We start from the raw sequence: 13,586 nt of genomic DNA on the forward strand, positions 1-13,586 counted from the left end.
AAAGAAATCGGTTTATTAAAAAACGATTTCATTCAATTTAGTATCACGGACGGTATTTCTGAATACCCTCAATATGAAAATCCGTTAATTGTTAAAATCATTTACGAAAATATTTTATATGTGGTTGTCACAATCTTTGTAGGTCTCCAAAATAAGCTTTTATCAAACTTAAGGCCGTAAAGGTTGCGGTTTCTGTGCGTAAAATGCGAGGATCAAGAAAAAGAACTTGAAAACCGGATTGAGTAGCCCGTTGAACTTCATCGTTGCTTAAACTGCCTTCGGGACCGATTAAAAGAGTGATGCGTTGTGAAGTAATTTTAAAATTAGCCATGGATTTTTTGGCATTCGGATGGGATACTAATGAAAGTCCTTTGCGTTTTTTGGATAGCCAATCGTAAAAGTTAAGCTTTCATTAATTCAGGGATGCAACAGCGCCCGGATTGTTCACAGCCGCTGATTGTAACGCCTTTCCAATGTGCTAACTTTTGTATTTTAGGTTTTGTACTAGTTCGCTCAGTTACTCAATATTAACGGTACAATGCGATTGACGCCGAGTTCCATCGCTTTTTGAATAGCGTAATCCATTTTTTCACTGGGGGATATTCCTTAGCCCAGTTCAATAAACAAAGATGGCTCAGTTTGGCCCGCTTCTTTTGAGTCAATGGTTATTTCAAGCTGTTTTTTGTATTCGTGTTATTCTCACACCATAATTATTTCCATCGCCGTTAAATAAAATAATTTTATGTCCTTCTTTAAAACGTAATACATTTAACAAATAATGATAATTGCGTGAATCTAAAGTTACGGTTGAGTCTACGGATAATGATCTAGATAATAAATTTCGTTGTATTCGCACCAAAAGCACCCCTCGCGAAAGTAGAAAGTAGTCCGCATCAAGCGAAGCGAAATACGGGGATTTTACCATTGTTCCCATATTTTGCTTCGCTTTCATGTAGGTACTTCTAACATGAAAGTTTACCCGCTATAATGTCGTGATGAAAAAAACAGACCTTATAAGTGACTTGCCTAAATTTAGCTCTATCGTCGAAAGCGACATTGAGTCTTCTTTAGAGCAGTTATTAGTTGATAATTATGATGAAATCAACCAGCTCGTCAAATCAAGAGATTATACCTGGGAGGCATTCATGCAACCCTTAGAAGACATTAATGATCGACTGCATCGTTATTGGGCGCCCATTAGTCACCTGAACGCGGTTGTGAATAATCCGAGATTACGCGAAATTTATCATGTCTGTCTACCTAAACTAACGGATTATTCTACTAAGCTCAGTCATCATCAAGGACTCTATCAAGCTATTCAATCAATCGCTGATGGTATGGAGTATCAAAAACTCAACAACCCACAACGAAAAGTAATTGATAATTATCTACGCGATTTTAAATTAACCGGCGTGACATTATCATCCGAAAAAAAGGAACAATACGCGGACCTGACGAAAACACTATCACAATTGAAAAATCAATTTGAAGAAAATTTATTAGACGCAACCCAAGGTTGGCATAAGCAGATTTTGGATGAAAATAAATTACGCGGTATTCCTAGTCATGCACTTATCGCAGCTCGTGAAACAGCAGAACAGCGCGGTTTAAAGGGATGGTTATTTACGTTAGAAATCCCCTCTTATTTAGCCGTCATAACGCATGCTGATTCGCGTTTGTTACGCGAAGAAATTTATACGGCATTTGTCACTCGCGCTTCCGACCAAGGTCCTAACGCTAAGAAATGGGACAACACCGCGTTAATGGAACAAATATTGGACGTTCGTTTAAAACTGGCGAACCTTTTAGGGTTCACTAATTTTTCTGAATATTCGTTAGCGACCAAAATGGTAAAATCACCGCAACAAGTAATTGCCTTCATAAATCAACTCGTAGAGGCAACCTTTCCAAAAGCGGAACGAGAATTCCAAGAGCTTAGCGAATTTTCAAAAAAAGAATTAAATATTGAAAAGTTAGAAGCCTGGGATATGGCTTACGCGGCCGAAAAATACCGCCAGCGTTATTTTTCTATTTCCCAAGAGGACCTACGTCCTTATTTTCCAGAGCCACAAGTCATTCAAGGGCTATTTAAGATCGTAAATCGACTTTTCCAAATAACCATTAGACCCGTAAGCCCTGCTGACGTTTGGCATTCGGGCACACATTGTTATGCTGTTTATGATAATAAAGACCAATTACGTGCTTATTTTTACTTTGATCTTTATGCCCGTGAAAACAAACATGGCGGCGCGTGGATGGATGATCACCGCCCGAGGCGCTGTTTATTCGATGGAAAAATACAATTGCCCATCGCCTTTGTGGTTTGTAATTTAAATCCTCCAACTGCGAATCAACCTGCTTTATTCAGTCATGACGATGTTGTCACTTTGTTTCACGAATTTGGACATGCTCTTCAGCATATGTTGACTAAAATTGACTATGCGGAAATTTCTGGAATTCATGGCGTTCCGTGGGATGCCGTAGAGTTAGCCAGTCAATTTTTAGAAAATTGGGCATGGCAAAAAGAGTCGTTATTTATGATAGCCAAGCACTATCAAACGGACGAAACCATGTCGGACGAGCTGTTCCAACACTTGCACGAAACTAAAAATTTTCATGCGGGATTGGAAATGATGCGCCAGTTGGAATTTGCCTTATTCGATATGCGATTACATATGGAATTTGATGCGGCGCAAAAAAATCGGATTCAAGAGATTCTTAATGAAGTACGAAAAACTGTTTGCGTAATTCCCGTTCCTGATTTTAATCGCTTTCAGCATAGCTTCTCACATATTTTTGCAGGCGACTACGCGGCGGGTTATTATAGCTACAAATGGGCAGAGGTAATGGCAGCCGATGCTTTTTCTCTCTTTGAAGAAAACGGAATATTCGATCAAGATAGCGCGCGGCAATTCTCAGCGTGTATTTTAGAATCGGGTGGTTCAGAAGATCCTTTAAGTTTATTTAAAGCTTTTCGAGGACGAGAGCCAAAAGTGGAAGCTTTGTTGCGACAAAGAGGAATTGTATGATCCCCTGTCCTCCTTTTCTAGGAACAGAACAACCGGTCCGGCCTCTCTCTCGGTTTCGGAAGGGGTGTCTTGATAATAAAACAGGAAAAACATGTTATATTTACACGGTCTTGGCCATTATCACCCTGACAACATGATTGATAGTTCCTTCTCTTCTTTAGAATCCCTCAATATCAACACCAACAATGAATGGATGTTAAACCGCGTTACCGCTCAATTACATTAGAGAAACCCACATAAAAATACCACTCTCGCCTTTCAGCAGATGGAAACCTCCTATGTCGATAGCGCAGCGAGAGCCGTTTATCACGCTTTAAGTCGTGCAGGAATTGAAACAAATCAAGTAGGATTAGTAGTAGCCGGTGAATGTATTCTTCAATACACCTTACCCGCCAACGCCAGCATTATTGCAGCAGCGGATATTCAAAGCATAGCCATCGATATAAACACAGCGTGTTCTTACTGCCAAATGCATTATTTAAATTACCTTCACGGATCCATATTGCAGGAATATATCGTTGTAGTTAATCCCAGTTTTACCACTATTTATCGATTTTACTGACCGCAATACGGCCGTTTTATTTGCTGATGGGGCTTGGCCCCGCTGCGCGGTTGTTTCAAAACGGCATGAAAGCGCGTGGCTGTTAATGGACTCACATATTGATTCAAGTCCTAAAAAATGGCCAGTGGTAACTTCGCTAACGGGCGGATATTTTTACAATAAGGTCGCGGGTGCAGCATTTTGCAATTAAAACAACAGTAAGCGAAATTAATTGTTTATCCAAACAAAATGCGGTTAATTTGAATGAAATTTATTTTATTGGAGATCAAACGAATTTAATGATGTTACGGTCTGCTGCACCCCGAGCTGGTATTGCGCCCAAAAAACATCTTTACAATGTAAACTGCTTTGGCAATTGCAGTGCAGCAAGCGCTACCAGCGTTTTTTCTGAACGATGGAGTTCATTTAAATCGAATGATCAAGTATTAATGAGCGTGGTCGGAGCGGGCTTAACCTGGGGGCATCTGATTAAAGACCTGCACGCCGAAGGTATTTCGGGCGCTGCCTGCGCCGCCACTGCTAATGGTCAATCACGTTCTTTTCGTGGAGCACACGGGTAGTTGTGGCAAAATTATCGCCGAAACGGATATCCACAGATGATTGGTTTTTCCAATGTCATTTTTCGTCATGATCCCTTAAAACCAGGCTACTTAGAGATCGATGCGATTTGGCAATTATTGGGATTATATATCTCTTTACGAGCTGGAGTGGGATCGGGGCGTGCTTTGGTACAAAAAAGTCGATTTTTTGGATAAATTAGACTGCACAATTAAGATGCTCCGTTACGAAATTTCTATCCGACGTTATTCTCATCTGGAACAACAAGAAGTTTCCATGGTGTTGGGCGATGGCAGCGTATTCGCCGATGGTGAGCTCGTATATCAAATTAATCAAGCTTAAAAGGCTTCGTTTTTAAATATTCGTTTGACGACTATCCATTGAAATCCCCAACACGCTATTGGCGGTATGAGGGCGGTTAACCGCATGGAGGAAACGATTTAATTCATGAGCATCTTTACAGAAAATTTACAGCCCTATAGCGCGACTGAACTCGTTGAGGCTATACCCACAAAAACCTCCTTTTTTCTTTATCAATAAAATCCTTTCCGTCGATGAAAACTGTATCGAAGGTATTTATACTTTTAAACTGACAGAATTTTCTTACCAAGACCATTTCCCTAGCAACCCATTAACGCTTGAAGTAATTTTGTTAGAATCAATGGTGCAAATGGATTTAGTAGCATCCCACTTGTATCTCTTATTCAAAGAAATAGCGAGAAACGAAGTAATGAATTTAGTGACTTTATTTACAGAGGGAAATGTTGAATTTTTATCGCAAATCAAACTGACTGATATCGATAACTATCCGTGCAGAGGAAACCTTATGGCGACGAAAAAAATTAAAAAGCCACCCAAAAACCCATAAGGCAGATGGGACGCTAGTTGGTATTGCTGAGCTTGGTGGCATCGGAGTGAAGAACTTATAAATCATCGTGTTGTGATTACGAGGTTAAGCATCATTGCGCTTAACGCTAATTCTGTAAAACATTTTGAAAGTGCTTTACGACAAGGCATCTCTGGTATCCGATATCATTCGTCCCTTCAACAATTAAATTTTTTATGCCAAGTGGCCGACATTCCTCAAGGAGTTGAAACCATAGCTTCTCGCTATTTTAGTGAAGAACAGCGCCTTAGTATGAACTAGCAGCCATGGTATACGTGTCTGTTACTCCTGTAGATCGCTGACGTGATGCGGGCTTTGATATTCCCAAAGCGATGATCAAAATCACTTGATTGGACGACGAGCGCAATTATTGGAACCGGAATTGGCGGTATGGATAACATCGGTGGGGTAGTGGGGTAGTTAGTCCCCGGGGTCGACGCCGGACGGGTAAGGTGGTTAGGAAGTACGGTGATGGAATAAATTACGGCAAGCGCTTCCAGTGCAAAAGCCAGTGGACTGCTGGGTTTCGGAGGGGCCAACTTTTCGAGGTATCAAGTGTCTGCAGTTCGGGAACCGAAGCCATCGCCAGTGCTTTTTATGCCTTAAAAAACGGCAGAGCTTTCCGTTTTCTCGCGGGCGGTGTCAAAGGCACTTCGCCCTACATTATGGAGAGATTTTGATGCCATGCGTATGTTGGCCAAAGTTTTTACGGAGCGCCAGAAAAAGCTTCTCGTCTCATGAGCGCATTGGCCAGCGGTTTTGTGCCACAGCCGGCGCTGCATTACTGATGTTAGAAACATTGGAAAGCGTTGAGCAGCGCGGGCTCGAATTTATGCTGAGATTTTAAGCGCCAGCGGAATTGTGGCGGTCAACAGTAAGGCGCGCTTCTATGACGGCACATAATTCCCTTGGAGTTCAGCGCTGTATTCAATCGGGTTGCATATGCTACCATTTCTACTTCAGAAATTAATGCTATCAATGTCCATTTAACGGGCACGATGGCTGATAAATTGGAACTTAAATTAGGCTAATTCATTAAAGTGTGAACCTAACGAATTACCGTGGATTAATTTGACAAAGTCGTTAATTGGGCATCCGCTAGGTGCTGCTGGCAACTTAGAAGCCGTCGCATCGGTGTTGCAGCTTATTAATAAAGGATTTATTCACGCTTCTTTAAATTGTGAAGATATTCATTCTGAATAAGAAGTGTTTCAAGATCGAATTGTTTAACGAGCCCAAGAAAAACAAATCGATTTTGATTTTGAAACGCTGGCAATAATAAATTAACGAAGAGATTAAGAATGGATAAAGTAAAGATTAATAAAATCAAACGATTATAACCCATTTCAGTAAAGCCCCTGATGCCGTGGCCCAAGCCACCTACGCTTCTCGTTTTCTTGACGATTTGAAAATTAATTCTGCACAGTTGATTGATATCGTTATTAGCTTTTGAAGACAAGTTCAATACTGAAATTTCTGATGATCAAGCGGATAGTATTCTAACTATTGAAGATGCGGTTAATTTAATTTCGAGTCAGGTTAAAACCGTTGCTGTTTAATCGATGGGTTTCTATTTAGGAAATGACATCGTTGATTTTAAGGAGTCGGAAACGCATGAAAAATTCCTTAATCAGCGCTTTTTAGATCGGGTTTATTCTGCTTTAGAATAACAAACCATACTAACGGCTGAAAATCCGGATGCTGTTTTATCGGCCATAAAAGAAGCAGATTATAAGACTTATAGCACAAATGCGTAAGAAAACTTTACTTCTCACCTAAAATGTTTGTATTGCCGGATCTTGCCCTTAGTAATTTAAGTCAGTGGTTAAAGGATTTTTTTCCTTTTACCTAACAACTAACAATCAATATTAATTGGAATGGGCAGTAGTTAAATGTAAGGTAATGCCGGTAGCAAAGCGTGATTCATGCACTGATTTTAGTAGACAGAAGGGAATTAATGGAATGGCCTCGCTTAGTCATCCAAGTGCGCCGTTTGAAGGAATGTGTTTCTTATCAATCGCAGACAATTGCCGTGAGGCAACTGCTGGGTAATTGGGCGTGTCGCCAAAAATTCGGCGATGATATTCACGTAATCCATCCTTTATCTTTAAAAAGAATGTCAAGCACCTCAGTCCGCCAACTTAGGGATGACGAAGGAGGAATGGTGAGGTGGCGAGAAGACGGATTCGGCTTAGCAAGGTGCCAAACAATTAGCTGCTAGAGGAATGAATATATTTATTGTTCACCGAGAGACTGCCTAGGTGCGATGGAAAAATTAATCAGGCGTTTAGCGAAATTAAGTCGTATGGCGTTCAGTTTCGGGTTTGTAACACGGATGCCTTGAGTACTGAGGTTCTTGAGGAGCTTCAATCGATCATGGGAGCGAAAAGCAAGGTAAATTGCTGCTTCATTCTATCGCCTTCGGTAATCTAAAACCCATTGTCCCGGAAAAGCCGTTAGAAGAAACGTACAATGGAGGTATTGAAGAGTTCAACGGCATTGGGTATACTCCCGGATATCTTAAAAGAGAAACTGGAGCACCATGCTGAACAATTACCGTAACTGACTTTATTCCAATCGCCTCAGTACAGCCAAGCCGGTCGTTAATTGAACAAGAAGATATGACTAACACGATTTATAGCATGGGGACGAGTTTATTAACGTGGACTCAAGCACTTCACCAAGCAGGATTATTTGACAAAGATACGCGAGTGATTGGTTTAACTAGTGAAGACAATGAGATCGCATGGAAAGGCTGTGCGCGGTGGTTTCAGCAGCTAGGGGTGGCTTTAGCGGGCGGTCTTTCGTTCCATTGCCGTTGAATTTACTGCATATGTTATTCGTTCTAATCTTCTCCAACCTGGAGTTACCGATACCCTGCTCTTCGCCTCGTCCCCGGTAACAACCGCTTGAAAGCCTTGGAAAAATGAAAAATCCCTTTAAACGATTAACGTGACCGGCAGATGTCGTCAACACCGTGCTTTGCTAGCGGTGCCGAATCGGGCTATTAACACGGCACTATTATTCGAGTGGACCGGTGGGGAAAGAATCAGAAGCATTTGATGAATGGTTTTTAGTGGTGTCTGAAGTCCAGCTAACTTGACAGATTTTTCCATTTGGGAATGATGGCCTAATGGAGAAGCGAAACTGTGAATAAATGGGAAAAATCTCCTATGGATTCGATGAATCGGAATTCAAAAGGCGGTGCCAATGGATGAAGGAGTAGGGATTGAATTGGGAATCCTGCTTTCCCGAATTAAGCGGCTTCAGGGGGCTGATCGAAAAACACATAGGGCAAATTGCCATCCCTCTTACCCCTAAGCAGGCCGTGTGTGATGATGGAACGCTATGTCCAGGCACACCTCTCTCCCTTACGTTCCTGTAGCAATGCTATAGGGAACGTTGAGGTTATCGATGTCCCGCGTTTTTACGCGACTGCCCAATGCGGTGACATTCAAACTTAAAATATCTAGCAAGTGATTTCCCGCAGTCCGATTTTTTTTCATTTAAGGACTTAAATTCACTAAAAATTTTCTTTGCCTGGGTGACAGAACACTTCAACGCAATAAAAAATGTGGCTGAACAAAGCACTCAATACGGGAAATTAGTAAGAATTGATCAATACCAAGTGCATGATCACCTAATTCTCAATTTTGTTTATACCACGGCGGAAGATGTGGTCCAGAATATGACTATCTTTTATACTTGATAATGCATGTGAGTTTATTCAAAGTACCCTCGCAGAGCATTTATCGTTTGCTTATTTATTAAAATCGAGTTTTGATCCGGAAAAAGCCGTCAACGAAAACTCTCCTGGCGGGAGAAGGGCACAAAAAGTCATTGCCTCTTGCATGTTATCGGCAGCCGTTTGTAAAAGAACGTTAGGCATTTCGCCTCGACAATTAGCAGGAGGAATGCGGCGCCCATTACGCCAGCAAGCTTGCTAATATAGTCGGGATCAATTTGCATGTCACGAATGCATTCACGGCTATTTACCTTGCAACTGGACAAGATTGTGCTTGCATCATTAAAATGTAGTCCTTTCTTTGATATTTTATATTTGCCGGAATCGGATGAAGCTAAATTCGTATTAACTATGCCTCTAATTACCGTTGGGAAAGTAGGGAGTGGAATGCAATTGCCGCAACAACAAAACAATTTAAACTCATCAATTGTGTAGGAAAACACTCATCAAAACGATTAGCCGAACTCATCACGGCGAGTGCATTAGTAATTAGAAGTCTCGTTAGCAGTGGCTATCGAAGCTAATAAATTCGCTAAAGCACATATGATCTTTGGACAAAAAAGAAGAAATGTAAAGTTCATGAAAAAATTTAAAATCTATAAATAGGATTTCAATGATTTTTTTTATTAATATTTCGTGGTTATTACTGCTTTTCGGTCTACGGGCAAATCTTAGTTAAAGGTACTTACATCCTATGCAGTAACTATACGAGCCACATAGATTTCCCTGCTTTAATGTTAGCGACGCGATGTTCTTTCAAAGAATTTAGCATGTTAGCAGCGAAGGATTATTTTTTTTAAGGGACGAGAGAAAATACCGTTTTCGGCTAAATCAATGAATTTAATTGAGGTAGACTGTAAACACCCCGTTAAAGACTTAAGAGAAATTCGGCGACATTGCAAAAAGTTCAAAGAAAAAAGCATAATTAATTATCTATCCTGAAAGAATACGCTCGATAACCGGCGAGCTTTTACCTTTTAAAAGGAGCTGCTTTCAAAGGGCTTACGCTTAATTTACCAATTGTACCCTTATATAAAGGAACTGAAAATTTCCCTAAAGGGGCTCGAATGGTCCGTCCTGGGCGAATTAAAATGTATATCGGCAAACCGATTTATCCAGAAGCAGTCGTAGCGGAATCTGCAGCGGCCTCCTTTTCTGAGCATTGTGCCTTGTTGACAGAAACGATTCATACGGCAATTGTTCAATTGCGGCAATTAACTGATGATAATGGGTGGCAAGAAAAAGAGGAACTTGCATGATTATGAAATGGTGGGACTAGGGGCGTCTGATAAACAGCCCGACATCCATCAGATGCCAAAATTTTTACTTTATGTAGAAAAAATACTAGGTTGTAATATTGCCCAACAGGATTTTCCCATTTAATTTGGAAAATCCAACTGCCATCCCCTATTCGCTGTCAGACTTTTTACAGCAATTGGAGCGCGATTTTCGCTCCGATCAAATTTCACAAGATAAACTGGAGCGTTTGCGACATGCCTACCTATCGTAAAAATTTCCGAGATCTATTTCGCATTTCGACAGGGTTTAATTTCTGGGCCCCCGGATTATTTTTTTATTCGGAAATCAGCGAATAAGTCGTTGCATTATTAAGCTTGGTAACGAATCATAATGTCTAAGTAATTCCTTAGGATCTCTGCTTGAATCGCAATTAAACAAAAAATAATTTTCGCTGGGGCATTTCCCAGATTCCTTTCAGTTCTCCACGTTAAGTGGTTGGCTTGCAACACGTTCGGTCGGTATTCAATCCGATCAGTACGGCACCTTTAGCGAAAGGGTATTAAGTTTACAAGTTGTGACACCATAAGGCGTCATGGAAAATATCACCGTTCTGCGTGCTTCTTGTGCGCTTAATTTGCGTGAATGATTTATCGGCTGTGAAGGAAGACTTAGTATTATCACTCAAGCAACGATGAAAGTGTATCCATTGCCTGAAAAAGAACATTTTAACGCGATCTTATTTCCTAATTTTAGCACTGGACTTAAAGGGATCCACCGCTGCGCTACTTAAAAAGAACTTCCGCAGATGATGCGTTTGATGGATAGCGATGAAACAGATTTGAGTTTCATTTAAAGCCTAAAAAATCACAATTTAAATCGTGAATTCAATCGGGCACTGACTCAATGCATGGCATGGGTGGTTCAAAATAAAATTGGACGTCCCGGTTATGTCGGGCGTCACATTTCACACAAGCAATCATAGATCATGACGGCGCTTTATCCCATCATCATAGCATTGATTATGAACATGAGCTGTGGCTAGAGGCGTTTATTGGCACGATAGGAATGAAATCGTTGGCGGCTCTCTGATTCTAAATGATAGATCTCTTAAATGCATAACCGCTGATTTTGTTATTACTCTTATATTGTGATTTTGCTGTAGGCTATTCCTGTCATTATCTTGAGTAGCCTTGCGTAGCTTACGTCTGTCAAAACTTGGCATTACGCGATATTAAAATTTCTCGGTCATATTCGTGTTATTTTGACGAGTTTTGCCAATGTATTGTTAAAATTGCCGCATCATCGCTGGAAAATCAAAAGCGACGCTGAATTAGATCCAAATAAATGGTATGTTCTCATCAGCAATCATAAATCGGGGTTTGATATATTAGTATTAGCGCTTGGTTATGTTTTTAACTGAAAAAGTCCACCGCTTAAATTTTTTATGGAGAGAGGATTATTATGCTTTTTCCCTTTGGTCGGTTTTGGCTGCTGGTTGTTGGGGTACCTTTTTGTGCATCGGTATTCCAACGACTCTATCCATCGTCACCCAGAGTTGAAAGCGAAAGATATCGAAATTACCAAAAATCCTCCAAAAAATTTAAAATATTTCCTATGAGCACTGTGAACTTTGTTGAGGGCACCCGATTCACTCTACTTAAACACCAACACCAAACTTCTCCTTATTTACATTTGTTGCGCCCTAAAGCGTGGCGGGATTGGGATAGTAATAAACGCTTTACAAAATAAATTAGCAGGAATTATTAACGTCACTTTCCATTATTCCAAGTCCCTTTCCTTGCGGGAATCGTCGCGAGATTGCGGTGTAGTATGAGTTATTTCCACTAACTCAAAATCTTATTGGAAATTACTACGAAGACACAACGTTCCGTCTTCATTTTCAGAAGTGGTTAACACTCTGTGGCAGGAAAAAGATTTATTGATCGAAGAATTAAAAAAGACAATGGGTAATTACTCTGTCATTGCACACAAGAGGTAAGGACTAAAAACTTAAAGTCCATCATCCCGCTCAGACAGGGATCCAGTGCATACATGCACAGCGCACCGAAGGTGCGCCTGGTTCCTGCCTGCGCCGAATGACGAAGTCTAAAATTGGAATGGCTGTGAGAAGGCATTTTATTTAAAATACTAGTACTGAGGAGATCATGATCATATCAAAAAACGAACTTAAAAAAGCAGCCGCTATTGAAGCGACTCAATTCATTAAAAGCGTCAATATCGTTGGAGTAGGAACTGGTTCTACCGTCAATTGTTTCATTGATGCTTTAGCGGAAATTAAACATCACATTGAAGGGGCTGTTGCAAGCTCTGTAGTCACTGAAAATCGCTTAAAAGAGCACGGTATTCCAGTTGTCAATCTTAATTCCGTTTCCAACGTGGATGTCTACGTGGATGGAGCTGATGAATTTAATAAACATTTTTATCTTACCAAAGGCGGCGGTGGCGCCCTTGCCCGTGAAAAAATCATCGCGGCAGCCGCTAAACGCTTTATTTGTATTGTCGATGAAAGTAAACAAGTGGACGTGCTAGGACAATTCCCCTTAGCGATTGAAGTTATCCCAATGGCTTGCAGCTTTATTGCACGTGAAATCGTCAAGCTCAAGGGAGACCCGGTTTATCGACAAGGATTCACGACGGATAACGGTAATGTGATTTTAGACATTCACAACCTGGCCATCCTCAATCCTGTTGAGTTAGAAACCATTTTCAATAACATCCCAGGTGTCGTTGCCAACGGTCTCTTCGCGCACCGACCCGCCGATGATTTGTTAATAGGCACCTCGGTAGGCGTTCAGCTTCATCATAGAAGATGAAAGCGCAAGCGTTTTATAATCGGTCCGGCGGAAGGCAGCAAGAAAGCTTTCCTCGACTTCGATTTTTACACTTGCACTTCTCGTTATCATGAGTATAATGCTCGCTCCAAGTGCACTGGGGTTTTTTAATCCTCTGTGCTGTGCGTAATTGACCTCGCACTTGCGGACAAGGAGAAGTCTTAGTTCCTTGACGCTCCTTTTTATCGCGTAAGTTCATCAGGAGTTTTGGACTTTTTGCGCGTGATAGAAAAGGGAATGTAATATCTTATGGATCACTAGGTTCACAGGAGATCATAAAAAGGATATTCTGCATGTAATCAGCCGTTGCCTTTTCAAGGCGGCTCTAGCCAAAAGGAATAATTTATGTTAGTCTTAACACGAACAAATAGTCAGGCTATAAAGATTGGAAACGAGGGTGAAATTACCGTCACCGTCCTCGAGGTTCGCGGAAATCAAGTGCGCATAGGTATTGATGCACCCAAGCACATCGCTGTCCACCGAGAGGAGATTTACCAGCGAATTCGGGAAGAAAAACCAAAAACTCCACCTATTCTTGAGGAAGTTGAATGAACTACCTGTGCTGCTTTTGATTCAGGTGAGACTGTCTTTCCTCTATACATAACAAAAGCAGTTAAGTTGATGAAATGGTCAGAAAAGCTGCTGAGTATTCAGTAGAATTCCTGATGTTATTGAAGGATAAGGGGTTCTTGATGAAAGACATCAGTGGGTTAGT

At 41.0% G+C, this 13,586-nt stretch carries 6 protein-coding genes and 12 pseudogenes; 14 read left to right on the plus strand and 4 right to left on the minus strand.

Annotation, left to right across the window (positions count from 1 at the left end; all coding sequences use genetic code 11):
* Positions 1-127 precede the first annotated feature (127 nt).
* The 4 genes and pseudogenes from FIV31_RS08170 to FIV31_RS08175 all read right to left on the minus strand — a co-directional run.
* A pseudogene (locus tag FIV31_RS08170) lies at positions 128-391 on the minus strand (RsmE family RNA methyltransferase); the annotation flags it as partial.
* Between the two features lie 10 nt (positions 392-401).
* Positions 402-503 (minus strand): annotated as a pseudogene (locus tag FIV31_RS08370) (hypothetical protein); the annotation flags it as partial.
* Between the two features lie 10 nt (positions 504-513).
* Positions 514-603, minus strand: coding sequence for a 16S rRNA (uracil(1498)-N(3))-methyltransferase (locus FIV31_RS08375; protein WP_425278257.1), 90 nt, complete (start codon positions 601-603; stop codon positions 514-516).
* A gap of 67 nt (positions 604-670) precedes the next feature.
* Positions 671-856 (minus strand): RNA methyltransferase PUA domain-containing protein, encoded by a 186-nt coding sequence (locus FIV31_RS08175; RefSeq protein ID WP_341873955.1) that lies wholly within the window; start codon positions 854-856, stop codon positions 671-673.
* A gap of 139 nt (positions 857-995) precedes the next feature.
* On the opposite strand from FIV31_RS08175, the gene FIV31_RS01710 reads away from it, so the two are divergent.
* The 14 genes and pseudogenes from FIV31_RS01710 to csrA all read left to right on the plus strand — a co-directional run bounded on the left by FIV31_RS01710 (position 996) and on the right by csrA (position 13,423).
* A complete protein-coding gene (locus FIV31_RS01710; protein WP_280123585.1) occupies positions 996-3,029 on the plus strand; it encodes a M3 family metallopeptidase in 2,034 nt (677 codons plus the stop codon).
* A gap of 91 nt (positions 3,030-3,120) precedes the next feature.
* Positions 3,121-4,061, plus strand: a pseudogene (locus tag FIV31_RS01715) (3-oxoacyl-[acyl-carrier-protein] synthase III C-terminal domain-containing protein); the annotation flags it as partial.
* A gap of 21 nt (positions 4,062-4,082) precedes the next feature.
* A pseudogene (gene fabA, locus FIV31_RS01720) lies at positions 4,083-4,593 on the plus strand (bifunctional 3-hydroxydecanoyl-ACP dehydratase/trans-2-decenoyl-ACP isomerase).
* Positions 4,594-4,596: 3 nt separating this feature from the next.
* A pseudogene (locus FIV31_RS01725) lies at positions 4,597-5,078 on the plus strand (3-hydroxyacyl-ACP dehydratase FabZ family protein).
* Positions 5,075-6,235 (plus strand): annotated as a pseudogene (locus FIV31_RS01730) (beta-ketoacyl synthase N-terminal-like domain-containing protein); the annotation flags it as partial. The pseudogenes FIV31_RS01725 and FIV31_RS01730, both read left to right, overlap by 4 nt.
* Before the next feature lie 101 nt (positions 6,236-6,336).
* A pseudogene (locus FIV31_RS01735) lies at positions 6,337-6,594 on the plus strand (acyl carrier protein).
* Positions 6,595-6,597: 3 nt separating this feature from the next.
* Positions 6,598-7,139: pseudogene (locus FIV31_RS01740) on the plus strand (4'-phosphopantetheinyl transferase family protein); the annotation flags it as partial.
* Between the two features lie 57 nt (positions 7,140-7,196).
* Positions 7,197-8,098, plus strand: a pseudogene (locus FIV31_RS01745) (SDR family oxidoreductase).
* An 86-nt stretch (positions 8,099-8,184) separates the two neighbouring features.
* Positions 8,185-9,373, plus strand: a pseudogene (locus FIV31_RS01750) (hydroxymethylglutaryl-CoA reductase).
* Positions 9,360-10,039, plus strand: a pseudogene (locus tag FIV31_RS01755) (lysophospholipid acyltransferase family protein). The pseudogenes FIV31_RS01750 and FIV31_RS01755 overlap by 14 nt, the downstream one beginning before the upstream one ends.
* Positions 10,040-10,470: 431 nt before the next feature.
* Positions 10,471-10,605 (plus strand): FAD-binding protein, encoded by a 135-nt coding sequence (locus tag FIV31_RS01760; protein WP_280123588.1) that lies wholly within the window; start codon positions 10,471-10,473, stop codon positions 10,603-10,605.
* 576 nt (positions 10,606-11,181) lie between these two features.
* Positions 11,182-12,018: pseudogene (locus FIV31_RS01765) on the plus strand (acetyltransferase); the annotation flags it as partial.
* A gap of 172 nt (positions 12,019-12,190) precedes the next feature.
* Positions 12,191-12,853 carry a ribose-5-phosphate isomerase RpiA gene (gene rpiA / locus FIV31_RS01770; protein WP_280123589.1) on the plus strand — a complete coding sequence of 221 codons (663 nt, stop codon included), beginning with the start codon at positions 12,191-12,193 and terminating at the stop codon, positions 12,851-12,853.
* Positions 12,854-13,216: 363 nt separating this feature from the next.
* Positions 13,217-13,423, plus strand: coding sequence for a carbon storage regulator CsrA (gene csrA / locus FIV31_RS01775; protein ID WP_280123586.1), 207 nt, complete (start codon positions 13,217-13,219; stop codon positions 13,421-13,423).
* Positions 13,424-13,586 lie beyond the last annotated feature (163 nt).

This window comes from Coxiella endosymbiont of Ornithodoros amblus (assembly GCF_019425495.1).
GTDB lineage: Bacteria > Pseudomonadota > Gammaproteobacteria > Coxiellales > Coxiellaceae > Coxiella.

Excerpts from the sequence above, each read along its gene's own strand:
- FIV31_RS01710 (WP_280123585.1), top strand. The coding sequence starts at position 996 with ATGAAAAAAACAGACCTTATAAGTGACTTGCCTAAATTTAGCTCTATC.
- csrA (WP_280123586.1), top strand. The coding sequence starts at position 13,217 with ATGTTAGTCTTAACACGAACAAATAGTCAGGCTATAAAGATTGGAAAC.